Below are 23,610 nucleotides of genomic sequence, written 5' to 3'. Positions count from 1 at the left end.
TTGGGACGCGCCAAGGAAAGCTTTTGAGGGCCCTCAGGAACCTTCGCTAAGACGCTTTTCCACCGCTCATCAGTTCGACCAATCGATCCAGCTGCTTGGAGGAGCGCAAGTGAATATCCTGCTGCGGGAACGGGATTTCGATCTCGTGCTCTTTGAACAATTGCCAGATGCGCATGTAGACATCGGATCGAATGTTGGCGATCCCGCTTTCGGGGTCAGTGATCCAAAAACGCAGCTCAAAATTCACTGAATTATCGCCAAACTCCATCACATTCACGCGGGGCTTGGGCATTTGGAGGACCCTGTCTACGTCCTCAGCAGCCTGGTAAAGCAGCTTCGTCACCAGATCGAGGTCGCTGTTGTAAGACACGCCTACGGGGGCTTTTACGCGCACTTCCTTGGAGGAGTAGGACCAGTTGACCACCTGATTAATCATCAGATTTTCGTTTGGAATCAAATGCTCCGTCTGATCGCGAGTGATGACAGAAATCGCGCGAATGCCGATCTTGCGAATTTGCCCGACGGCTTCATTGCCTGCTTGGTCAGCGACAGTGATCACGTCGCCGGGTTTGATTGATTTATCGAGCAAAAGGATGATCCCTGAAATCAGGTTACCAAAGGTCTTTTGCAGACCAAAACCAATCGCGAGACCAAATGCACCGCCGAAGAAGGCGAGTGCAGTGAGGTCGATCCCCAACATGTCTATCCCGACAAAGAAGGCGAGCGCCCAGATGATGATGGTTGAGAGTTTCTCAGCCAGCACTTTTTGACTGCCGTCAAAACGGGAAATGTTTCGAATAGCAGCGCGGCTGAGGCGGGTGACGAACCACGCGACCGTCACAACCAGCAAAATCACGCCGATAATTAGCAGCGCGTCGAGCACGGAAAAGCGGAAGTCGCCCACCTGAAAAGCGGCCTCGTGCAGATAGCGTAGAGCTGCCGCTGCGGTTTCGCTTTGCGCCTCTGCACCCTCGATCAACTCATTTGAGCCTTCGACAACTTCCACCGGCTCTCCGGCAGGTTCGTCTGCAGGAATATCTGCCTCGGCAGCCACTTCTTCGGCTGCTGTTTCGCCTTCCGCTGCACCTTGCTCGGTAGCCTCACCTTCAGGTGCAGTGACCTCAGGCGCCTCTTGTTGTTCGGCAGAAGGCGTTGTTGTTGTTGCGGTCATCAATTTTCCAGTTGCGAAAGGGCGCTGGCAAGATCGTCAATCAAGTCGTCCGGGTCTTCTAACCCAATCGACAGGCGAAGGGCAGCGCGCGGCGTTTCGTGTTCAACGGTCGGGCTGGCCATAATATCCCGGTATTCGTGCGGGAATATTGGCAGAGCAAGGCTTTCAAAGCCACCCCAGCTGTAGCCAATGCCAAACAATTGAAGCGCATCTGCCAGCTTGCCGCTTGCATCGGGATCGCCGCTTTCGAGCACGAAGCTGAATAACCCGCACCCTCCGGTGAAATCGCGGCTCCAGATCGCATGGCCCGGATTACCTTCCAGCATCGGGCACATGACGCGCGCGATTTGAGGTTGTTTGGAAAGCCAGCGCGCAATCTGAACCGCGCTTTGTGTGGAGCGTTCAAGCCGCACCGCCATACTGCGCAAGCCGCGTGCAGCGAGTGCTGCGTCGTCAGGTGAGACCACTTGGCCCAGCTCCTGTGATGTGCGGCGCAGACGCCTATACCAGCGCTCTCCCGCGCTGGCGCTGCCCATCATCAGGTCCGAATGCCCGCCGACATGCTTCGAAAGGCTCTGCATCACAATGTCGCAGCCATGCGTAAGGCCCGCAAAGCCGAGCGCGCTTGCCCAAGTGTTGTCGAGCATCGAAACCGCACCAGCATCGCGCGCAATCGTGGTGAGGGCGGGGATGTCGCAAACTTCCATCGTAAGGCTGCCGGGGTTTTCCAGCCAAACAGCACGCGGAGCGGTCTCTGCCACCAGTGATCTAAACCCATCCAAATCAAGCGGATCAAAGAAGCTGTGTGTTATACCCATCCGCTTGAGCAGGCCGGTCGCCATGCTGCGTGATGGGTCGTAGGAATTGTCGCTGATCAGCAGATGATCGCCGGGTTTCAGCACTGCGAGCATGCACCCTGCGATGGCTGCGACGCCGCTTGGATAAAGCACGGTGCCATGTGCGCCGGGCTCAATCTGGGTCAGCGCTTCGGCGAGTGACCACTGTGTGGGTGCTCCGCGCCTGCCATAGAAAAACTGCCCGTCAGCATTGTTTTTACCCGCGGCCTTTCGATCCGCTTCGCGTGCGTAAAGATGCGTGGAAGCGCGCCAGACCGGCGTATTGACGACAGCGCCAGTCCATTCCTCGCGCCGCCCGGCATGGGTGACTTTGGTCGAAGGCTTGCTGTCTTTGCTCATGCTGGTGAGTTCTCCGGACCCTGTTCCGGCCCCTGCGCTTTGGGCGTTTCAGGATCGGCCTCCCATTCCTGCCAGCTGCCATCGTAAAGCGCTGCGTCCTGCTTGCCGATCAAATGAAGCGCGAAGAGCAGGACACTCGCCGTTACACCGCTACCACACGTGGTCACCACGGGACGGGTCAGGTCCACGCCCGCTGATGCGAAGGCCGTCTCCAGTTCGCCGGGTGTTTTGAACGTCCCGTCTTCGGCGAAAACTTCGCCAAAAGGCAGGTTGAGCGCGTCCGGTATGCGGCCATTTTGCCCGCCATGAACAGGATCAATGCCGCTGCCAAACACGCGGTCACTCGCACGTGCATCGAGCACTTGGAAACCGCCCCTATCAATGTTGGCGAGCATATCCCCTTTGGTGACGACGCCTTGCACCGCGGGCAGGCTGGCTGTGGCGGTCGCGGTGATGGAGGCTGTACCATTCTCCAATTCGCGCCCCTCGCTGCGCCATTTGGCCAGCCCGCCATCAAGGATCGCGACATTTTCCAAACCGTGAGCTTTCAGCGCAAACCAAGCTCGCGCAGAGGTCTTCACCGCGCTATCATCGTACAAAACGATTGTTGCAGCGGGCGTCGCGCCCAATTCAGCCAATCGCTGAGCCACTTGCTGTGCATTGGGCAAAGCTGACGGAACTGCAGAGCCGAGATCGGTCAGTGTCTCAAGATCGAGGAAACGTGCGCTGGGAATGTGTGCGGCCTCAAATTCTTCCCGCGCGTCTCGCAATGCAGCTGGCAGGTGGCGCGATGCGTCGAGCACTATGGTGAGAGGGTCGCGCAAATGCGCGGCGAGCCAATCGGTCGAGACGAGGCTGGTTGAGGTATCGCTCATGGATACAGGTGCTAGCGCGGTGCCAGCCGCCCGCCAAGCCCGCTATGCAGTCCCTTAAGCCATTGCGCCCTGATTGCGGATCACCTGCGCGCGAAGACCCGGCATCCCGCCCGGCGGTCCATCCAAAGTAAGCGGATGGACGCGGCCCGTGCTCGCGGCGCTAGGCGTGCCCACAACGTAACTCTGATTTTGCGCCTTGATCCCGTCCCCTTCGAGGATGACATGGATCAGCGGGATAAAGAGCGGCTTTGTCCCTTGGTGGATGGTTTTAAGCTCGGACAATGGCAGAGTGAGCTGACCTGTAATGGCGCGCGATTGATGCGGGCCGATCCGCTCAACTGCACCGATGGGCTGACCACCTGCAACAGGTGCTCCATTGGTTCCGCCACGCTGTGCGAAAGCCATTTGGGCAGCCAGCGTGAGGTCGCGCACCGCGCGGTCAGAGCGATTGGCAATCTCAATGCGAAAATCCAGCGTGAACATCATCACGCTGCGCGATGCGTTGATGATCTCAAGCGCCAGATCCACCCGCGCTGGTTCAAGCTCTTCGGCTGCTTTGCTGGTGGCTGCAGAAGCTGCGGGAGCAGGATTTGGCTCGACCACATCTGTTAAGTCCAGAGGTTTGTTTCCTTCGTTTGCAGACGCAGTCTTCGGTTCGACTTCCGGTCCGGGTGAAGTGCGGGGCGCGGGAGCAGGGCGCGCAGGCGGCGGTGTTGGTTCTGTCGATTGCGGCTTGGTCTCTTTGATAACCTTGTGCACTCCCAGTGCCAAAGACGGACCATCCTCATGGATCATGACCGCTTCTGATCGGCGCCTGCGCATATAGAAGAATGCCAGCAATCCAGCGAGCAGCGCCATAATCGCAAGCCCAATATAGATTTGGTTGCGCATCGCCATCGCGCGGAGCGTGGCCATTTCACCGGGGACGAAGTTGCTTGATGATGACGCGTTGGGGCTGCTGGCTTGCTCGCCCTCATCCCCGCCTGTCGTGACATCATACCAATCATCTGGCCCAACTGGCCCGTCGCCTTCTGTTGGGAGAATATCAGTGTCAAAACCCGGTCCTGCAACGCTGGTGGCAGGCGCAGAAGCGCTGGATGATGCAGGCGGCGCGTTTGTAGTAGCGGATGGCTGTGTTGGTGAAGTCTGCGCAGAAGAAGGCGGCGGAGCTGCCCGAGTGGTTGCTGGCCCAGTGGTTGACCCTGTTCTTGGCCTTGTGGTTGGCCCGGTGGTTGGCCCCGTACTTGGCAATGCCTGTGCTGGTTCCGGCGTCGACGACGCAGGAGGAGCCTGCGTGGGAGATGGCGATGGCGTGGGCGCCGGCGTGGTCGCAGTCGGGGTGGGCTGTGGGATGACACGCGGGCCGATCTGCACTCCTGCGCGTTCATCAGCGGGCCCCTGCGGAGCGCGCGTTGGTGCCGGCGTTGGCGTTGTGCCGCTTTGCGGAAGGGAGAAACCGCCCGAATTCTGCGCCGACGCGGGCGCAGCTGTCAGTGCAGCAGCGGCCAAAGCAAGCCCGCTTGTAAGCGCAATCGCGCCCATGCCGGAGCGGGCTGCAAGGAAAGAAGGGCGGGTCTGGCTACGCATGATGCGAATATTTGCTTCTGGTTTTCTGCCTGATACCGTCAACGTTAATGAGCGCACCTGACCATCAGTTGCGGCTAACGCCTACGGGTATACTGCCATATAACTGAAAACACCCGCGTCCAGATACCCGCTTGCAAGAGAGCGTCTTTCGCGGCAACAGCGCGGCATGGAAAGCACACCTGATACATCGGGCGTTCAGCCTGCATTTCTCGGAAAAGACACACCTCTGCCCACTTCACCGGAAGAGGCGGTGCTCGATTACGTACCCAATCCGCGCAAAGGCGCGCTGTTTTTGGTGCGATTTGCAGCACCAGAATTCACCTCACTTTGTCCCGTTACAGATCAGCCCGACTTTGCGCATTTGGTGATCGACTATGCGCCCGGTGAAACGATCGTTGAATCGAAAAGCCTCAAACTCTTTCTCGGCAGTTTTCGCAATCACAACGGCTTTCACGAAGACGTTACTGTGGGAATTGGGCAACGTTTGGTCGAAGAAATGAAGCCGCGCTGGTTAAGGATTGGCGGCTATTGGTACCCGCGTGGCGGCATCCCAATTGACGTTTTTTGGCAGACCGGAGCGGCTCCAGAGGGCCTCTGGGTGCCTGACCAAGGTGTGCAGCCTTACAGGGGTCGGGGTTAGTTTTGCCGATAAACTTGTAAATCGGCGGGACCTTTAATTTCTCTTAACAATTAATGGCCATACATGGTTAACGCGGCGCTGGTCGCCAGGCATTGTCTTCACCCAATAGTAACAATGTCTGGGTAGCCACGCGCCCTGTATCGGGGGCACCGTAGCTTGCGCATTTGTGTGAGTGGGGCGTCTCCACATGATTGTTGAGTTTTACCCCCCTAGCCAATCGAAAGGCTACAAATGACCATCTCTGCTTCGACCAAAATCCGCACCGCTGGCGGCGCCTCGGTGCTCGCACTTTCAACTGTGCTGGGCACGACAGCTTTCGCTGCTCCTCCGCCAGAGGCCGCTGCGCCGACACCAACCGCACCAACACCTCCGGGTGCTGCGCAGGAGTGTGTGCTTGCAGCAGGGACAGTGACTTGCGCACCGGGCACGGATGCAGATGGATTTGTTGACCTGACCGATGCGCCGCTTGGCCTCGATATCCAGACAGGTTCTGTGGTCCAAGGTCCGGTTATTATCACTGGTACGGTGACAGGGGCCGTCGATGGCTCCATCCAGACCGGCAACGACTTCGAAGGCGCTCTTTTGGTCGGCGACGCCTCTGACGTGACGATTGATGGTTTTATCCAGACGGATGGTCAATTCTCTATCGGCGTAGAGACCGGTGAAAACGCAACGATCGCCAACAATGGCACGATTTATACCACTGGCGACAACTTCTCTGACGCCGTTTCACTGGGTGCGGGCAGCGCCTTTACCAACACCGGCACACTGCAAACCGATGGAGCAGAAAGCTTCGGCGTTTTCGCAACCGGCGATAATGTAACCGTAACTAACACAATGACCGGTTCGATCTTCACGAGCGGTGATGGCAGTTTCGGCATCGCGGTTCTGAACGATTCAACAGTCCTCAATGACGGTCTGATTCAAACCTTTGGCGATTTTGCGGTTGGTATCGACACTCAAGAGCGCGCGGACGTCACTAACACTGGCAATATCGTTACCTCGGGCGAGAGCTCAGTTGGCGTAGGGATCCGCAGCGACAGCACGTTCACGAACACTGCGACGGGCATTGTTCTTACCGAAGGCGTTAATGCCAACGGCGTTAATGTGATCAACAATTCCACCGTCATCAACGATGGTCTGATCCAAACTGATGGTGAAAATGCCAACGGTATCAATGCTTTTAATGGCTTCACGCTGACCAATAGCGGCACGATTGACACCGTGGGTGACTTCGCAAACGGTGTTGAGACACGCGCTGATGCGACCATCACCAATAGCGGTACAATCAACACTGCAGGCGATGAAGCGACAGGCGTGCTTGCGCTCGGCGATGGGCTTGATCTGACAAACGCTGCTGGCGGTACGATCAGCACAAGCGGCCTTGGCAGCTTTGGCGTGATCGCGCTTGATGATGCAGTGATCTTGAACGCAGGCACCATCACAACGACCGGCGATTTCTCAATCGGTATCGACACGCAAGAAGCGGGCGATGTTACAAATAGCGGTACAGTTGATACAGCTGGCGCGTTCTCCACCGGCGTTGGCATCCGCAGCGATGCAACTTTCACCAACACTGCAACGGGCACTGTCTCCACTGATGGTGATGAAGCTTACGGTGTGGCCATCATCACCAACTCGACTGTGACCAATGACGGCACAATCGAAACCGAAGGCGAAACGGCCTATGGTGTGCGTGGTTTTGAAGGCAATACGGTTAACAATAACGGCACAATCACAACAACTGGCGATTTCGGCACAGGCATTATCCTGACCTTTGATGGTACGGTTGTGAATGCTGGTACGATTGAAACCGCTGGCGCCGAAGCATTCGGTGTTGAAGGTGGCAATACTCTAAACCTTACCAACGCGGCTTCCGGTCAAATCGTGACTACGGGCATCGCTGGTTTTGGTGTTATCGCGCTTGATGATGCGGTGGTCACGAATGCCGGTCTTATCCAAACCACTGGCGACTTTGGCATCGGCATCGATACACAGGAAGCTGGCACCGTGACCAATAGCGGCACCATCGACACAGCTGGTCTGTTTGGTATCGCAGTCGGCATCCGCAGCGATGCAAGCTTCACTAATACTACAGATGGCACTGTGATGACGGCTGGCGACAATGCCGATGGCGTCAACATGATTGAACGTTCAAGCGTGGTGAATGACGGCACGATCATGACTGGCGGCCGCAACGCCAACGGCATCCGCGGGTTTGACGACAACACAGTCACCAACGCCGGTTCGATCATTACTACGGGCGATGCTTTTGCTGATGGTGTCGAAGTCTCTGACGACAGCACTGTCACAAACTCGGGCCTAATCGAGACGCAAGGCTCTGATTCTGTCGGTGTGTTCGGCAATGGCTCACGCGTCACAGTCGACAACCAGGCTGGCGGTGAAATCTCGACGCAGGGCGATGGCGGTTTCGGCGTCTCGCTATTTGACGACAGCGTTCTCATAAATGCAGGCACAATCAGCACCGCTGGTCTCGCCGGGATCGGCGTTGATGCGCGCGACGGTGCTTCCATCACCAACACGGGCATGATCACCACTGCTGGCGATCAGAGCTTTGGCGTTACGTTCAATGACAATGGCACGCTCGACAATGATGGCACCATCTCAACGCAAGGCGCAAGCGCCTCTGCCATCGTAACAGCCGATGGTGCAGTCGTGAACTTGACGGCTGGCAGCTCTGTCACAACGTCTGGCGATGATGCAGGCGGCGTCCTTGTGATTGGCAGCGGTGATGTCAGCAATGCTGGTTCTATCGCAACCACGGGTGCAGGATCACAAGGTATCACGATTGCTGATGCCGCAGTGGTCACCAACTCAGGAAGCATCACCACAGCGGATGCGCGCGGTGTCGATATTGGCAGCGGTAGCGTTGATAACACCGCAACCGGCTCCATCGCAGCAACCGGCGATGACGCTGTGCGCTTGTTTGACGATGGTTCGACCCTCACCAATGCAGGCAGCATTAGCAGCGCCGATTTTGACGGTGTCGAAATGGCTGGCGGCACTGTCACCAACTCAGGCACGATTTCGGGTCTGGTTGGTGTGAACGGCCTGTCGGGCGATCAGATCATCGTCAACACCGGCACAATCACTGGCACAGGCGGCGACGCCGTGACGCTGGGCGATGGTGCTGACCAATTCACTATGGGTATGGGCGGCTCTGTCGTCGGCAATATCGACCTTGGCGGCGATGATGACACATTCCTGATGATGGGCCTTGCTTCATCAATCGGTGGCAATGTCATTGGCGGCGCGGGTGCAGATACGGCCGTTCTTGCCGGTACTCTTGATGCTGATGTGTTCTCAGGCTTTGAAACTCACACTCTGGGCACCAATGGCGATCTGACCATCAGTGGCGACCGCACTTTGGACGGCGATGTGGTTGTTGATGGCAACATCATCCTTGGCCTTGGCGTCGACACATTGACCGCAACCGGATCAATCACGCTGGAGAATACCGGCACCGTAACGATCCAGACCCCGCTCGATGTTGCGTTGATCGGTCAGACGATCACTGTCCTTGATGATGGCACTGGCTACACCAACAATGGCGCGACCATTAACATCATCGATGACGATCTGCTGGTCGATTACGTGTTGATTGAAGGCTCGCTGCTGGTGCAGGTAAATGCTGTGAACCAGCTTGTGACCTCGGTTGATCCGAACGCTCAAGTGTTCGGCAACGCCGTTACCGCAGCGATCAATGGTGGCACGCTGACACAGGCGAACTTCGACTTGCTGTCCGGTTTGCCCGATACGGCTGCATTCGAAGCGCTTGTTCTGGATGCGATGCCCAACCTTTCCGAAGGTGAAGCACGTGAAATCTTTGAAACGTCAAGCGCGGCCAGCCAGGCGCTGAACCGTCACCTCAACAGCGAAGGTTCAAGCATCTGGGGTCAGTTCATCGTGCGCGGTGCAGACCGTGACGGCATCAACCTGTCCACTGGTGGCTATAGCAGCGACCAGTTGCTCTTCACCGTCGGCGGCGATTTCGCAGCGGGTGATTTCGGCAAGATCGGTGCTCTCGCCAGCTATGCTGATATCGAAAACACAGATGGCGCAGCGGGACGTTCGGTTCGTGGAACCAGCGACATTGAGAGCCTGAAATTGGGCGTTTACGGCGCATTCAACTTTGCCAAACAGGGCTTCATCAACGGTGAAGTCGCCTATCTGACCGGTGAAGTGGAAAGCGCACGCACAGGCGCATTGGGCGCGATCAACTCGGCCTATGACTTTGACGGCTTCGCCTACAATTTCGTGGTGGGTTATGATCTGCTTGCTGATGAAGGCGTGTCAATCGTCCCATCTGTTGGCATCAATGGCGCGTCAATCAGCTTTGACGATACCGTCGAAGCAGGCGGCTTTGCTCTCGGAGTGGTTCGCGATGATGCGGACTTCACCGAGCTGCGCGGCGCGATTGAGCTTGGCGCGAAGATTTCTGAAGGCGTTGACGGCTTCATTCGCGGCACCGTGATCCACGATCTGTCCGACGATGCGCGCAGCTTCACTGTCTCATCAGTTGAGCTTGGCACATTTGGCCTAACCGTTGCTGGCCGCGAGCAGGATCGCTTTGAGCTGGCAGCTGGCGCAAACGTTGCAGTGTCGGACAACTTCTCAATCGAAGTTGGCTATCTTGGCGACTTTGCAGAGGGCTATGACGCTCACTCGGCACGCATCACGGGCCGGATCACCTTCTGATCCTGCCTTAGAGCGAAAGCTTACACAAAAAGGGGCCTGTCACATTGCTGTGGCCGGCCCCTTTTGTGTGTTCGCGAGAATTTCAAGCGACGGCGATAAAGCGCGCCTCGGGATGTTGGCTCAGAAGGGTGTCGAGCCAGACATTCTGCTTGTCCTTAGCAACCAGCGCGACGATGCATCCGCCAAATCCGCCACCTGTTAGCCGCGCGCCGTCCGCGCCAAGCGACACCGCATCAGCGACAAGCGCGTCAATCGCAGGCAACGACATTTCAAAATCATCGCGCATAGAGGTGTGGCTCGCATTCATGGCATCGGCGAGAGCGGGGATATCGTTGGACTGGAGCGCATTGATTGCGTCCAGAACGCGGGCGTGTTCGGTCACGCAGTGACGGGCGCGTTTGCGGACCGCCTCATCCAGATCAGCCCCGGCAATGGCATCTAAGCTGAGATGGCACAGATCATCCGTGCCGAAATGAGCTTTGGCCGCGTCGCATTCGACCTTGCGCGCACCATAGCGGCCATCGGTCAGTTTGCGCGTAAGGCCGGAATGCACGACGACGATGGCATGCGTGCTTGGCAGGTCCACCAGCTCAAATGTCAGCGCGGCAGTGTCGAGCGCCATTGCAGAGCCGGGCGTTGCGAGCGCAACCGCCATCTGGTCCATGATCCCGCAGGGCACGCCCATATAGTCGTTCTCAACCGCGCGGGCCTCGACCGCAAGTTGCGTGTCGGTGTGCGCGCCGCCAGCAATCGCGCGTGCAGCTTTCAGGATTGCCACAATCAGCGCAGCGGATGAAGAAAGGCCAGAACCTTCGGGAATGGAGGAGCGGATTGTCAGATCAGCGCCGCCATCCATCAGACCAAGCTCTCGCGCCTGTGCCAATGCGCCCATGGCAGGGTCGGACCAGTGACCAGAGGCACATTCATCCATCTGCCGATCCGCGCGCTCATCATAGCCATTGGCGGAAATCCGAACGCGGTCATCTTGGCGTGGTGTCAGGTCGACTTCCAGCCCAATGGAAAGGGCCGCAGGCAGGACCATGCCGCCATTGTAATCGATATGTTCGCCGATCAGATTGACCCGGCCTGGAGCCATTCCACGCGCTTTGCCTGTAACGCTCATCCTAAACCTCGCGCAGCATCTTTGCGGCGGTTTCAGGCATAACATCGACGGTGAAAACGCCCGTATGCTGCTCAACTGAGGCGAGATACTTCACTCGGCCTGGCGCGCGAAGCAGGGGGTAGAACTGCACGGTGAAATGGTAATTGTCGGAGCCGCCAGAGGGAGCGGCATGAAACGCCATCATGGTTGCAGCGGGCTGCTGGAACAGCGCGTCATAGCGGCGCGTTACCTCGCCCAATTGCTCTGCCAAAGCCTGCAATTCACCGTCGGTGCAGTCCCATGGCCCTTCGCGCCGAACGCGCGGGGCGATCCACACCTCATAGGGGAAACGCGCAAAGCGGGGCACGAAGCTTGCGACATCGCCGCCTTGCGCCACGCCATAATCGGGCAGGGCTGCAGTAATCTCGCTCGCTAGATCATACCCTTGCGCAAACGCATCTGCCGCGCGCTTCTGCGCCAGTGGCGCGCGTTCAAAGCCGTAAATCTGGCCGTGCGGGTGGTGCAGAGTGACGCCCACTTCATCGCCGCGGTTCTCAAACGGCAGGACATATTCGCAGCCTTGCTGGAACAGTGCATCATAGCGGTCGATCAACGCCGCAAGCAGCACTTCGCGCCGGTCTTGGCCGATGCTGGCAAGACTGCCTTCGCCCGCAGGATCATAGACAACAACGTCGCAGGCCCCTTGCGCAGGCTCGCTCTTTATCCCTGCAAGCTCAGCCGCATTCGCAGCAGAGGGGTGGAAGGCGGCAAACTTGTTCTCAAAGACCGCAAGTTCAAAATCGCTGAAGGGTATCTCGGTCTCGGGACCACCCGGTTTGGTCGGGGCAAGCGGGTCATCTGCGGCCGATGGTTTGAAGGTTCGGTTTTGCCGGTGCGCGGCATAGACGTTCCATTCCCCGCGCAATGGGTGATAGCGCAATTCTCCGCCTTGAGCGATCTCATCCGCTGCTTGCGGCAACGGGGCCTCTGTGTGTTCCGCGCGTCCGTAGAGCCGCAGCATACGCCCATCGGCCTTCGTAAAATCACGGCGATAGGTTGGTCGCCCGCTGATCGAGCGCGCAAGCGAAGTGGACGTTTCCATCGCGCCTAGTCGCTCGCTTGCAAGTGGTAGAACAGCCCTGTGTCTGGGAAGGTCAGCGGCGGCTGTATCCCATGCCCCATCAATGCTGCTCCCGTTACCAGCGCGCCTTCGCCCTGCAGGTCAGCTGCATCAATTACAGACGGCGTTGAGATGGACGGATTGTGCTGCGGCCAGACCATGCGCACGCGGTAGGTTGCAGTGGCATCCAACCCTTTAAAGAAGATCCGCTGGGGCAGGGTGGCAAGCTCCGTTTCAAGCTTGGCGTATGAGAACAAAGCTTCTTTCCCATCCTGCGCGACGCAGCCGACAAAGTTGGTCCCGGGTGCTGATTCTAGCCGCCAAAACTGCCCGGAATGGATGAGGTCGCGGTGCTGTTTATAAAGCGCAATGCCTTCGCGCAGCACTTTGAGATCGTCCGCATTCTCCTCGCGCAGATCAAGCTCCATGCCCATATGCCCGAACACGGCGCTGGCCACACGGAACTGCATGGGGAAACGCCGACCGGTGATGTGGCACGTCTTTGGCCCGACATGGCTGCCAAGCACGCGCAAGGGGAAGAAATAGGTCGCTCCGCGCTGGATCGCCTGACGCTGGCGCGCATCATTATTGTCAGAGGTCCAGATGCGATCAGTCTGGCGCAAGATGCCAAAATCGGCGCGCGCTCCGCCAGATGAGCAGCTTTCAATCTCAAGCTCAGGATGTTCGCTGCGCAGTTTTTCGAGCAATCGGTAAACCGCCTGCGTTTGGAAATGCATCGCGCCGCGCCCGTTGGATGACGGGTGGTTAGTGTCGCGGTTCATGTCCCATTTGATGTAGGCAATGCCATATTCGCTTACGAGCGCGCTGATCTTGGTGAAGAGGTAGTCGAACACCTCTTCCTTGGTCAGGTCGAGCGTCAATTGGCCACGGAACGGCACGATTTCGACGCCCTCTGCACCCAACACCCAATCGGGGTGCTCGCGATATAGATCGCTGTCGGGATTGACCATTTCAGGTTCAAACCACAGGCCGAACTCCATGCCGAGCTCTTTGACGCGGTTTACCAGCCTATGCAGGCCATCGGGGAATACTTCCTCTGATACCCACCAATCGCCAAGGCCAGCGGCGTCATGACGTCGCGACCCGAACCAGCCATCATCAAGCACATATCGCTCTGCGCCCACGCCAGCGGCGGCTTCAGCGAGTTCGATCAGCGTGTCTTCATTGTGATCGAAATAGACCGCTTCCCATGTGTTGTAATGCACGGGTCGCGGTTTGGAGAGGCTGCGCGCGTCCATCACGCTGCCGCGAAGGTAATCGTGGAAGGCGTGCGAGGCTCCGTTGAAGCCTTCCTCAGACCAAACGGCGAGGAATTCAGGCGTTGAATAGCGCGCGCCTTTTGCGAGGCGAATTTCACCCGGAAAGCTCATCTCGCCCATTTGGACAAAGCCGCGCCCGTCGCTGTGGCGGTCGATCCGCAGGCGGTGATTGCCGCTCCATGCGAGGTGGAAAGCGGCTGCTAGTCCCGAATGCTCGGTCGCATCCGCGCTGGCAAGGATACCGCCGGGGAAGACATCGTGGCTCGTTCGACCAGCCTTGTTCTCACGCACGATGCTGCCCTGAAAGGCGGGCACTTCTTCGATGTCGAACTCACCTGACCAACGGCCTGTGAAGCTCAAGAAACGGGAGAGGCGTGGATCGACCGGCAGGCACAGCGCCGTGCACCAATCGAGTTCAAATTCATCCTCGCCCAAATTCTCAATCTCGGTCCGCGCGACCAACATCCCCGTGGCTGGATCAATTGCGAAATAGTGGATGGTCGCAATGCCGGTATTGGTGTCTTTGCAATGGATCGCCAGCGCGTTGTCACCGCATGCCTCAACCGCGCTGATACGCAGATCAATCGCCCAATCATGCCCAAGCCGGTGTCCGACCAGACCTGACGGGCCGGAAATGCCGGTGCCAATCTCATTGAGCAGCGATCCACGCAAAGGAACAGATGCGCTGCCCGGCGCATGTTGGCGAGTTGCGAGCAGGGCAAGCTCGCTCGCGCTGACGCCCGGCAGATCAGGCCCAGCATAGAGCAAGATCGGGCGCATTCCCTTGGTCGCTTCCAGCGCGACATAGGTGCCACCCGCGCGCAACTCGCAAAATTGCGTGTCGCGTGCATTGTTTTCGACCGGGTCCTTGATCGGGACGGGGCGATGTTCGTGAATTGCTGGCGTTTGTGCAGCATCGCTTTCGCCGTGCGAATTCTCACCCGGTTCAAATTGTGCGTTATGCGCGCTTAGATCGGCGTTATCTGCCATCCAAACCGTCCATCCCTTTAGTTAAACCTCTCCCAGCAGCCACGATCGTGTCGCCGCGTGCTGCCCAAGCTTTGACAATCTCGACATTTTGAGCGCCGTGTGAAGAGGGATTTTGGAGCCGCATGAAGTTTTTGGTATCCGAACGTTGTTCTGGTGTTAGGTTGCCCCAATGTGGGAAGAAAAAGTCTATAAGCAGAATATGCATCTGTGCGCCATTGGCGGGATCAAAATCGCCTGCTTTCTAACCGATGGCGTGGGGGTTTTGACAGCGAAGCGTACGCTGCCGCATTACACTCTTGTCTACGTTACGCGCGGGCATGGCAGTTATCGCGATGAGCGCGGAATTGAGCTGCCCGTGCAGGCGGGGGACGCCATTCTGATCTATCCCGGATTAGAGCATTGGTACGGGCCTGCGCGCGGGGACACTTGGGATGAGTTTTATCTCGTCTTCGAAGGACCCGTGTTTGATCTGTGGCAAGATTCTGGGTGTTTGGACCGCGAAAATCCGGTCATCCCCCTGCGGCCGATGGACTTTTGGCGCGATCGCATTTTGCGCCTTATCGGCGGCGCGAGCGCGCGAAGCGAAAGCGAGTTGATCAGCGAGACTGTGGGCTTGCAGGCTCTGCTGGCTGATATCGTGAAGGCGGGCGAAGACGATATGGTCGATGATATCGCCTGGCTTGCCAGCGCAAAGGAAGCGGTGGCAGCGACCATGGATGTGCGTGCCGCAGCCAGCCAGATGGGGCATTCATACGAGGCGTTTCGCAAGCGTTTTCGCAAGCTTTCAGGACGCTCACCGGGGCGATATCGCACCAGTCTGTTGATGGAGCGCGCTTGCGAGATGCTCACCGATCCAAAGGTGATGCTGCGCGATATCTCTGATGAGCTTGGCTATTGCGACGAATATCACTTTAGCCGCCAATTCAGCAAAACCGTCGGGTGGTCGCCATCGGAATACCGCTCTCGTATTGCGGGTAATACAGCGCGAACGGTGCGCGAATTTTAGAATTTGGGATTAGCTAACCCGGATTGACGTTCATCGTGCGTTGCAAATTTATGACACTTTGGTGTTTCTCCACCGGCAATCTCATTTGGAATCCCAAAATCTTCATGCTGGTCCAATCCGTCTATGGAATTCAATCGGCGATCCGTCAGTTTTTGTCACGCGATCCCTCGAGGGGTCTCAATCTCATGCCCCACCCGCAAACTGGCGGAGAATAATCAGGGGCATGGACAAGGGAGAGAGCCATGTTGTTTTCAAAGCGGGCCGTTCTGGCCCAGACCGCTGCATTCGCAGCAATTGCCGTTTCCGCACCTGCACACGCGCAGGACCAAGGCGATACCGACACTCAAGTCGAGCAAGATGAGGGCAATACGATTGTCGTCACCGGATTTCGTCGTAGCCTCGAAAATTCCATCAATCTAAAGCGCGACGGTGCCGGCGTTGTTGATGCTGTTTCAGCAGAAGATGTCGGCAAGTTCCCCGACCAAAACGTTGCGGAATCGCTCCAGCGTATCACGGGCGTTGCGATTGACCGTTCGGGCGGTGAAGGCCAGTCGATCACGGTTCGTGGCCTTGGACCAGAATTTAACGCCGTCCTGCTGAACGGCCGTACACTTGCAACCGACAATCCTGGACGTGAGTTCTCATTCGACGTGCTCGCGGCAGATATTATTTCCACCGCCGAGGTCTACAAGACCGGCGTCGCTGGCCTGCAGTCTGGCGGTATCGGCGCGCTGGTGAATATTGAGACGGCCAAGCCGCTCGATCGTCAGGGCCTCAATGTTTCGCTTTCAACCGCCGCGATTTATGAAAACCTCTCCGAAGATTTCGGCGCGGATATTTCAGGCGTATTCTCTTATGCGACTGACACGTTCGGTGTCTTGCTGGGTGGTTCGTATCAACGCCGTAATTCTGTCTTCGACCGCAACCTGACAGGTGGCTATGCCTTGCGCGAAGGCGATGATGCGATCTTCGCGCCAGAAAGCTCCACTGGCTTGACGGCTGCCGATATTGAGCCGTTGCCAGCCGGCGCGCGCGTGCAGCAGCAGGTGATTTTCAGTCGCGATGAGCAAGATCGTGAGCGCATTACATTGAACGGTGCGCTGCAGTTTGCACCGTCTGACCGCTTTACCGCGACGATTGATGGCCTTTACACGCGGCTTGATATTGAATCATTTGACCAGCAATTCTCAGGCTTCTTCAGCCCGCCATTCCTGAACCCGCAGATCGACGCCAACGGCACGGTCACTGGTTTCAACCGTCCAAGCCTCGACTTCCAGGCTCGCAATCCGGCGATTGCTGGCGCAGTTGGTGCTTCGCAGAACGACAACGTTCTGACATCTAACAATCGTGAGGCTGAGACCACTGCAATTGGCGGTAACTTCGAATTCGAAGCGACTGACGCGCTGACCTTTGTGGCTGACGTTTCTTGGTCGCGGGCAACGCGCGATGGCACCAACCCATTCGTAGTGCTGGGCGCGCTTGCTCCGACATCTCCGCTGATCGAGTTGACCAGCGACACAGGCATTTCGACCATCACCAACATTCTGGCCGATGACTTTGTCGACACCTCGATCCAGCGTCTTCACTTCGTCAATGTCAACCGCACTCAGGTTGAAGATGAAGTGTTCGAAATTCGCCTTGATGGTGAATGGGAAGTGGATGCAGGCCCACTCTATGCGGTCAGCTTTGGCGGCCTCTACACCGATCGTGAGAAGGTCCAGAATGTATTCGACAACTTCGCGTCACCTGGGTTTGGCTCGCTCACAGCGGCAGAAATCTTCTGCGCTTATTGCGGCTACACGGTGGATTTCGATGACAGCATCTTGTCACCGTTCTCCTTCGATGGCTTCCTGAGCGGCGTTGAGGGCGCGGATACGGTTCCAGCGCAGATCCTGACGGCGAGCTTCGAAGATGCGTTTGCGCAGCTCAATTCCGCCGCCAATCTTCAGGATCCGGCTCGGACAGGCGGCAACACCGCTGAACTGCTCGCCTATCTGAACAGCGGCGGACTTGATCCGGTGCTGGGCATCTACACGCCTTCGTTCAATCCGGGCGGCAGTTTCCAGGTCGAAGAGCAGATCTATTCTGCCTACTTCAACACCGAATGGGGCGGCGATTTTGGTGGTGAACTGCCATGGTCGGCCAATGTTGGCTTCCGCATTGCTTTCACCGATGTGCTTTCAAGCGGTATTGACCAGCCGGTCATCGAATTCCGTGAGACACCGGGCGATACGCAGCTCGTCACCGTCTTTGGCCCAGCGACCAACATCTCTGTGCCAAACGATTATGTGAACTTCCTGCCGTCGGTGAACTTCAAGCTGGAGCCTGCAACCGACATCGTTCTGCGTCTCAGCTATGCCCGCACTGTGACCCGTCCAACGCTGACGGCTCTGGGCGTTGCAAACACCTTTGGTGGTCGTTCAGATGCGCCGCTTTCAGGTGGTGGTAACCCGCTGCTCGAAGCGTTTGAATCGGACAACTTTGATGTCTCGTTCGAATGGTATTTTGACGCGCTGAGTTACTTCAGCGTTGCCGGTTTCCATAAAGAGCTGGGCGGCTTTCTTGAAACATCGACCATCGGCGTGCCCGGTGTCGTGATCTTCCCAGCGGGTAATGGCGGCTTGACCGTCGACACGCCAATGGATGTGACCTTCCAGGATACGCGCCAGCGTAACGGTCTGTCGGGTAGCATTTCGGGCGCTGAGATTGCGTTCCAGAAGACGTTCGACAACGGCTTTGGCGGCATCGTCAACTACACCTATGTGACGTCGGATCGCGAAAATGCACCAGCGGGTGATCTTGGCTTTAACGGCTTCACGCCGCACACGGTCAACGTGACTGGGTTCTACGAAGGTGACCGTCTATCGGCTCGCGTATCGTACAACTATCGTGATGGCTTCCTGGTTCAGGGCAGCGACGTGCAGAGCGAACCACGCCAGCGTGAAAGCTTTGGTCAGGTCGACTTCTCAGCCAGCTACGAACTGACCGATAACTTCCAGGTCTTCGTTGAAGGTCTGAACGTGTTGAACGAAGACACGCGTGACTTCTCGCGGTTCTCGAACCGGGTGCTCACCTATGAGCGCACCGGCGCGCGTTACACCGCTGGGGTTCGCGCAAAGTTCTAAAGGCTCTCTTGAGCTTTAACAGAACTCAAGTGACAGCCACCTTTCGTGACCGTGAATTGCGAGGTGGCTGATCACAATGGAGCGGCGGGCATCCTTGAGGGGGGATGTCCGCCATTTCATTTTGTGCGCACTTGCGGGGGCTGCACAAAGTTGAAAGAGTGATCGAAACGCCAAAGCGTCGATACAGGCGCAACTGGCGAGGGAGAGTTAGTCATAATGAGCACAGTCCAGGGCGCGGTTTTCCTGACCATCACGGCATTGATCGCCTTTGCCACATATCTGCATTGCAGGGGTAAGCGCGGCACAGGCAGTGGCGATGAGAAGGACTACTTCCTCGCAAATGGCGGGCTTGCCTGGTATTTTGTGGCTGGCTCAATCACGCTAACGAACCTGTCCACCGATCAACTCGTCAGCATGAATGGCAACCAGATGTTGCTGGTCGCATGGTGGGAATTTGCAGCCGTAGTGGGCCTGTTCATCTTGGCTTTCGTCTTCCTGCCGGTTTACTACAAGAACAACTGCACCACGACGACCGAGCTGCTGCAAAAGAAGTACGGCGACAAGCATATTCGCGCGCTGATTTCGCTGCTGTTCCTAGCAGGCAATCTGTTCATTTTCCTGCCCGCGATCCTTTATGGCGGGTCGAAGTTCTTCCTCTCAATGCTGGGCATGGATGAGGGGCTTCAGAACCTGATGCTGTTCAGCATTGTCCTGGCCACTATCGGCGCGGCCTATGCGATTTTTGGCGGTCTGAGGGCGGTTGCGGTGTCTGATACCTATTCGGGCGTCCTAATCCTCAGCCTTGCTCTGGTGGTGGTATTCCTCGCTCTTCGGGCGATCAATTTCGACTTGAGCGGCATCCCTGCAGAGCGCCTGACGCTGATTGGCGATGACGATTTTGACATACCCTGGCACACGCTGCTCACTGGGATGATCTTCATCCAGACCTTTTACTGGTCGACCAACCAAACGATCACTCAGCGCGCAATGGCCTCTCCCAGTATTGGTGAGGCGCAAAAAGGCGTCCTGGCAGCTGCCGGTATCCGTTTGCTGATTGTGCCGCTGATCGTGGTGGTGCCCGGCATCGTTTCTTATAAGATGTTCGGCGATGTCCCGCAGGATGGCGCCTATGGTAAAATCGTTGCCGAGGTGCTGCCGGTGTGGCTGTCTGGTGCGTTTGCAGCCGCGCTGTTCGCGGCTGTCCTCACCACCTTTAACTCGATCCTCAACGCGTCGGCGGCGCTGTATGTTTGCGATATGCACGAAGCCTATGTGGGCAAAGCCAAGAAGGTCGGGCGGCTGGGTGCGATTGTATCGGTCTTTATGAGCCTGTTTGCGCTTGCTCTGGTGCCGTTCTTTGCGAGTCAGGAAAGCCTGATCAACACCGTGCAACAGCTCTATGGCTTGCTCTCAATGCCGATCCTGTCCGCTTTTATCGTCGGCCTTGCGTTCCGCAATGTGAAAGCCGCCGCTGCCATGATCGGCGTGGTGACCGGCGTTGCCTTCTATGCGTTCTGGAGCATGTATTGGCAGCCTGCGCACTACATCCACGGCATGGCGGTGACATTGATCCTGTCGGTCGCGACTTCGTTGCTGATGAATAAGCTGGTGTTCGGCCAATCGGCGCAGCTGGCCTTTGGCGAAGGCGATGCCGCACCAGAGCCTGCAGAATAGGACGCACTCCCGCGCGCCGGCATTCGTTTTTCATGAGCAAATGGGAAATGGTGCCGGCTGCACGATTCGAACGCGCGGCCTGATGATTACAAATCAACTGCTCTACCAACTGAGCTAAGCCGGCCCATTACCGCTGCTTTTTACAAGCAGAGCGCAGCCCATTACCAAAACCGCGACGCTTGTCCAGATGGCAATCGCGCAAGATGCGAATTTTGACCCAATTTGCCATTGAGCGGCTTCAATCGGCGATTTGTCGATTGCGAGCATGTGCGGCAAAATAGTCTCTTGAAAAGCGCCGTGCGAAGATACATCTTGAGACCGGTGGAAGGGGCTGGTGATGGACGAAAACCTGCAAAAACAAATGGTGTTTGAGGCGAACCGCAAGTCGGTTGGCATCGCCTATTTGCTATGGATTTTCGTCGGCGGATTCGGCGCGCACCGGATGTATTCGGGCCGCACAAAATCCGGCATTGCCCAGCTAATCTTGCTGCTCAGCGTCGTTGGCTGGCTTGTTTTGGTGCCGTGGTTGTTGATCGATCTCGTGCTGATCCCTGGCATGGTCAACGAAAAGAATATGGAAACTATTTCGAAGCTGACGGGGCCTTCGCATCCTCCACCAGCGCCTGCTCAGCCGCGCAAGGTGGAGACAGCCGCAGACCGCAAACGCGAAGCCATGCTCGAAGATCTTCGAGCGACCGGCTACCGTAAGAAACGGCGTAGTACGAACCTATATCGGTAGCTCCGCCCGCAGCGATGCGACGTTCAGGTCGTATGAGCGAGGAGGCCGCACCGCGGACGCGGTGCGCAAAACTAAAATGCCCCGAACGTCCAGCCTTCGGTCCACGCGATCTCTGCGGTCAAAAAGCGCGGCTCCCAGCGTTTCTTTTCACCCGCCGCTTTACGCATCCATGCTGCCGTTAGCAGCGCATCTGAGGAATGGTCATCCACTTCGCCATATTCACGCACTGGCGGGGAACCGAGCGCTTCGAGCGCCACGTTTAGGTCACCATAGGTCAGCAGCTTGGTGCGCGATCCGCTGAGTGCGGCGGCTTCTTTGGACGCAAGACCGGTGTAAATCTCGACCAGCATTGATCCGCCTTTGGTGATCATCTTGATTGGCACCGGGTCCATCGGCCACACTGGCAAAGATCCACGCAGTTGATGCAGCATCCGCATTCCCGTCAGCGAGCTTTTGCCGACCTGCGCTGCGCCCACTAGGTTGAAATTGCTAACCGGACGGCATTTCTGGCGGCGTTGCGCAATCTCAGCTTCGCGGAAACGACCTTCTTTCGTGATCGCTTCGGGCAGATGGAAATGCTCGCCTTCATTCGCCTTGGCATGGCGGAAATATTTGGAGGCATCGGGATGGTTCACAAAGCTGTGCGCTCCCAGATGCGGGTCGTTCTCGCAAATCGCATCGATCAAAGCCCAAAGCTTCTTTGCATGGGTGGGAGAGCGGTCCCATCCGGGGAAGAACGCGCCGCAATCATTGTAAGGCAGGCTGATCCCCAGATCGACGCCGACAAGCGTGTTTGCGGGCAAATCTTCGCGCAGCAGGCCCATTACCTCAATGCGCGACCAGCCTCCAGTGGGCGGCTCAACCAGCACGGGCGGACCTCCGTCCTTTTCAGCGATTGCGAGCGCAATGCCTTTGTGCCGCTCACCCTTTGCGCCCGACCAATCGACAGCGAGGAAGTGATCCCATTCGCGCACTATTTGTGTCCTACCGCTTCGCTGCTTGAGGACGAACCTCGCTCGCTACGCAATTTGTCCCAATAGGCAATCCGCTCGCGCACTTTGCGTTCAAAGCCGCGCTCGACCGGCTCGTAAAAGGTCTGCGGATCCATCTCTTCGGGCCAATAGTTATCGCCTGAAAAGCCTTCGTCAGAATTGTGATCATAGGCATAGCCTTCGCCGTATCCGATATCCTTCATCAACTGAGTGGGCGCGTTGAGGATATTGGCGGGCGGCATGAGCGATCCGGTTTCGCGTGCGGCTTTGAACGATGCCTTTTGCGCTGCGTAGGCGGCGTTCGATTTTGGCGCTGTGGCACAATAGAGGCAGGCTTGCACAATCGCGAGTTCACCTTCGGGACTGCCAAGGAATTGGTAGGCGTCTTTGGCGGCGAGGCATTGGGTAAGCGCTTGTGGGTCTGCGAGGCCTATATCCTCACTCGCAAATCTCACCAGGCGGCGTAGCACATAGAGCGGCTCTTCGCCCGCCGTCAGCATCCGTGCCATGTAATAGAGCGAAGCCTGAGGGTCAGATCCACGAAGGCTTTTGTGAAGCGCACTGATGAGATTGTAGTGCCCATCGCGATCCTTGTCATAGACAGCAACGCGGCGTTGTAAGAACGCGCCCAATCCAGCCGGATCGAGCGGTTCGGGTAGTTTCGCATTGTATAAGGTTTCGGCCTGTCCCAGCAGGAACCGGCCATCGCCATCGGCGCTCGCGACCAAAGCGGCGCGGGCATCTGGGGTGAGGGGCAGGGGACCTTCGAGCGCTTCGGCACGGGTGAGCAGCGCCTCCAGTGCTTCATGACTCAGCCGTTCAAGGATCAACACCTGCGCCCGGCTGAGCAAAGCGGCGTTGAGAGCAAAGCTGGGATTTTCCGTCGTGGCGCCCACTAATGTCACCGTGCCGCGTTCGACAAAAGGCAGAAATCCATCCTGTTGCGCGCGGTTGAAACGGTGGATTTCGTCCACGAATAGCAGTGTCTTCTTGCCAGCGCTCGCCATCTTGTCGGCTTCTGCAAAGGCTTTTTTGAGGTCCGCGACCCCCGAAAACACCGCGCTGATCGAAACGAAGCGAATGCCCACCGCATCGGCGAGCAGGCGCGCGATGCTGGTTTTGCCGGTGCCGGGCGGTCCCCACAGGATCATGCTGGCAAGCTTACCCGCGCTCACCATCCGGCCAATTGCGCCCTCTGGTCCGGTGAGGTGCTCTTGCCCGATAACGTCGCTCAGCGCGCGCGGGCGCAGGCGATCGGCGAGGGGCGCGTCCTCTCGCGGTGCCTCAATCGCTGCGGGCGGTGCCGCTTCCTCTCCAAACAAGTCAGCCATTCATCTTGGCAGGTAAGCCATTCGTCGGAAATTGCCATTTCTTCTTTGGCCCACTCTTGCATT

At 57.5% G+C, this 23,610-nt stretch carries 16 protein-coding genes and 1 tRNA gene; 7 read left to right on the top strand and 10 right to left on the bottom strand.

What is annotated here, in order from left to right; translation table 11 throughout:
- Positions 1 to 46 precede the first annotated feature (46 nt).
- From AC0V6N_RS09510 to AC0V6N_RS09495, 4 genes are read right to left on the bottom strand one after another with little or no spacing between them, the layout of a single operon-like run.
- Positions 47 to 1,171, bottom strand: coding sequence for a mechanosensitive ion channel family protein (locus tag AC0V6N_RS09510; protein ID WP_486171320.1), 1,125 nt, complete (start codon positions 1,169 to 1,171; stop codon positions 47 to 49).
- Entirely contained in the window at positions 1,171 to 2,367 is a 1,197-nt protein-coding gene (gene metC, locus AC0V6N_RS09505) for a cystathionine beta-lyase (RefSeq protein ID WP_486171319.1), read from the bottom strand. Before metC ends, AC0V6N_RS09510 begins: the two co-directional genes overlap by 1 nt.
- A complete protein-coding gene (locus AC0V6N_RS09500; RefSeq protein ID WP_486171318.1) occupies positions 2,364 to 3,242 on the bottom strand; it encodes a sulfurtransferase in 879 nt (292 codons plus the stop codon). Before AC0V6N_RS09500 ends, metC begins: the two co-directional genes overlap by 4 nt.
- Positions 3,243 to 3,296: 54 nt before the next feature.
- The gene (locus tag AC0V6N_RS09495; RefSeq protein ID WP_486171317.1) at positions 3,297 to 4,157 is read right to left on the bottom strand and encodes a hypothetical protein; all 861 of its coding nucleotides are present in this window, start codon (positions 4,155 to 4,157) and stop codon (positions 3,297 to 3,299) included.
- Positions 4,158 to 4,290: 133 nt separating this feature from the next.
- Between AC0V6N_RS09495 and AC0V6N_RS09490 the strand changes: the two genes are divergently transcribed.
- The 3 genes from AC0V6N_RS09490 (at position 4,291) to AC0V6N_RS09480 (ending at position 10,188) form a co-directional block, all read left to right on the top strand.
- Entirely contained in the window at positions 4,291 to 4,890 is a 600-nt protein-coding gene (locus AC0V6N_RS09490) for a hypothetical protein (RefSeq protein WP_486171316.1), read from the top strand.
- 105 nt (positions 4,891 to 4,995) lie between these two features.
- The gene (queF, locus tag AC0V6N_RS09485) at positions 4,996 to 5,469 is read left to right on the top strand and encodes a preQ(1) synthase (RefSeq protein WP_486171315.1); all 474 of its coding nucleotides are present in this window, start codon (positions 4,996 to 4,998) and stop codon (positions 5,467 to 5,469) included.
- A gap of 231 nt (positions 5,470 to 5,700) precedes the next feature.
- Positions 5,701 to 10,188, top strand: coding sequence for a beta strand repeat-containing protein (locus tag AC0V6N_RS09480; RefSeq protein WP_486171314.1), 4,488 nt, complete (start codon positions 5,701 to 5,703; stop codon positions 10,186 to 10,188).
- A gap of 82 nt (positions 10,189 to 10,270) precedes the next feature.
- Here the strand turns inward: AC0V6N_RS09480 and galK are convergent, their stop codons facing one another.
- The 3 genes from galK to AC0V6N_RS09465 are packed head-to-tail and all read right to left on the bottom strand — an operon-like array spanning position 10,271 to position 14,680.
- Positions 10,271 to 11,311, bottom strand: a complete 1,041-nt coding sequence (gene galK, locus AC0V6N_RS09475) for a galactokinase (RefSeq protein WP_486171313.1) — start codon at positions 11,309 to 11,311, stop codon at positions 10,271 to 10,273.
- Position 11,312: 1 nt separating this feature from the next.
- Positions 11,313 to 12,392 carry a galactose-1-phosphate uridylyltransferase gene (locus AC0V6N_RS09470; protein WP_486171312.1) on the bottom strand — a complete coding sequence of 360 codons (1,080 nt, stop codon included), beginning with the start codon at positions 12,390 to 12,392 and terminating at the stop codon, positions 11,313 to 11,315.
- Between the two features lie 5 nt (positions 12,393 to 12,397).
- Entirely contained in the window at positions 12,398 to 14,680 is a 2,283-nt protein-coding gene (locus tag AC0V6N_RS09465; RefSeq protein ID WP_486171311.1) for an alpha-galactosidase, read from the bottom strand.
- A gap of 169 nt (positions 14,681 to 14,849) precedes the next feature.
- On the opposite strand from AC0V6N_RS09465, the gene AC0V6N_RS09460 reads away from it, so the two are divergent.
- The 3 genes from AC0V6N_RS09460 (at position 14,850) to AC0V6N_RS09450 (ending at position 20,485) form a co-directional block, all read left to right on the top strand.
- Positions 14,850 to 15,686 (top strand): helix-turn-helix domain-containing protein, encoded by an 837-nt coding sequence (locus AC0V6N_RS09460; RefSeq protein WP_486171310.1) that lies wholly within the window; start codon positions 14,850 to 14,852, stop codon positions 15,684 to 15,686.
- A 242-nt stretch (positions 15,687 to 15,928) separates the two neighbouring features.
- Positions 15,929 to 18,811, top strand: coding sequence for a TonB-dependent receptor (locus AC0V6N_RS09455; RefSeq protein ID WP_486171309.1), 2,883 nt, complete (start codon positions 15,929 to 15,931; stop codon positions 18,809 to 18,811).
- A gap of 216 nt (positions 18,812 to 19,027) precedes the next feature.
- Entirely contained in the window at positions 19,028 to 20,485 is a 1,458-nt protein-coding gene (locus AC0V6N_RS09450; RefSeq protein WP_486171308.1) for an SLC5 family protein, read from the top strand.
- A gap of 48 nt (positions 20,486 to 20,533) precedes the next feature.
- On the opposite strand, the gene AC0V6N_RS09445 is transcribed toward AC0V6N_RS09450, so the two are convergent.
- A tRNA-Thr gene (locus AC0V6N_RS09445) sits at positions 20,534 to 20,609 on the bottom strand.
- Between the two features lie 213 nt (positions 20,610 to 20,822).
- On the opposite strand from AC0V6N_RS09445, the gene AC0V6N_RS09440 reads away from it, so the two are divergent.
- Positions 20,823 to 21,224 (top strand): TM2 domain-containing protein, encoded by a 402-nt coding sequence (locus tag AC0V6N_RS09440; RefSeq protein ID WP_486171307.1) that lies wholly within the window; start codon positions 20,823 to 20,825, stop codon positions 21,222 to 21,224.
- A 71-nt stretch (positions 21,225 to 21,295) separates the two neighbouring features.
- Here AC0V6N_RS09440 and AC0V6N_RS09435 read toward each other — a convergent pair whose 3' ends face one another.
- Positions 21,296 to 22,198, bottom strand: a complete 903-nt coding sequence (locus AC0V6N_RS09435; protein ID WP_486171306.1) for a hypothetical protein — start codon at positions 22,196 to 22,198, stop codon at positions 21,296 to 21,298.
- The gene (locus AC0V6N_RS09430) at positions 22,198 to 23,547 is read right to left on the bottom strand and encodes a replication-associated recombination protein A (RefSeq protein ID WP_486171305.1); all 1,350 of its coding nucleotides are present in this window, start codon (positions 23,545 to 23,547) and stop codon (positions 22,198 to 22,200) included. Before AC0V6N_RS09430 ends, AC0V6N_RS09435 begins: the two co-directional genes overlap by 1 nt.
- Between the last annotated feature and the right edge of the window lie 63 nt (positions 23,548 to 23,610).

The organism is Erythrobacter sp. S57(2025), assembly GCF_057365055.1.
This window is presented reverse-complemented; position numbering and strand designations above follow the sequence as displayed.

Excerpts from the sequence above, each read along its gene's own strand:
- AC0V6N_RS09510 (WP_486171320.1), bottom strand. The coding sequence starts at position 1,171 with ATGACCGCAACAACAACAACGCCTTCTGCCGAACAACAAGAGGCGCCT.
- metC (WP_486171319.1), bottom strand. The coding sequence starts at position 2,367 with ATGAGCAAAGACAGCAAGCCTTCGACCAAAGTCACCCATGCCGGGCGG.
- AC0V6N_RS09500 (WP_486171318.1), bottom strand. The coding sequence starts at position 3,242 with ATGAGCGATACCTCAACCAGCCTCGTCTCGACCGATTGGCTCGCCGCG.
- AC0V6N_RS09495 (WP_486171317.1), bottom strand. The coding sequence starts at position 4,157 with ATGGCCACGCTCCGCGCGATGGCGATGCGCAACCAAATCTATATTGGG.
- queF (WP_486171315.1), top strand. The coding sequence starts at position 4,996 with ATGGAAAGCACACCTGATACATCGGGCGTTCAGCCTGCATTTCTCGGA.
- AC0V6N_RS09480 (WP_486171314.1), top strand. The coding sequence starts at position 5,701 with ATGACCATCTCTGCTTCGACCAAAATCCGCACCGCTGGCGGCGCCTCG.
- galK (WP_486171313.1), bottom strand. The coding sequence starts at position 11,311 with ATGAGCGTTACAGGCAAAGCGCGTGGAATGGCTCCAGGCCGGGTCAAT.
- AC0V6N_RS09470 (WP_486171312.1), bottom strand. The coding sequence starts at position 12,392 with ATGGAAACGTCCACTTCGCTTGCGCGCTCGATCAGCGGGCGACCAACC.
- AC0V6N_RS09465 (WP_486171311.1), bottom strand. The coding sequence starts at position 14,680 with ATGGCAGATAACGCCGATCTAAGCGCGCATAACGCACAATTTGAACCG.
- AC0V6N_RS09460 (WP_486171310.1), top strand. The coding sequence starts at position 14,850 with ATGTGGGAAGAAAAAGTCTATAAGCAGAATATGCATCTGTGCGCCATT.
- AC0V6N_RS09455 (WP_486171309.1), top strand. The coding sequence starts at position 15,929 with ATGTTGTTTTCAAAGCGGGCCGTTCTGGCCCAGACCGCTGCATTCGCA.
- AC0V6N_RS09450 (WP_486171308.1), top strand. The coding sequence starts at position 19,028 with ATGAGCACAGTCCAGGGCGCGGTTTTCCTGACCATCACGGCATTGATC.
- AC0V6N_RS09440 (WP_486171307.1), top strand. The coding sequence starts at position 20,823 with ATGGACGAAAACCTGCAAAAACAAATGGTGTTTGAGGCGAACCGCAAG.
- AC0V6N_RS09430 (WP_486171305.1), bottom strand. The coding sequence starts at position 23,547 with ATGGCTGACTTGTTTGGAGAGGAAGCGGCACCGCCCGCAGCGATTGAG.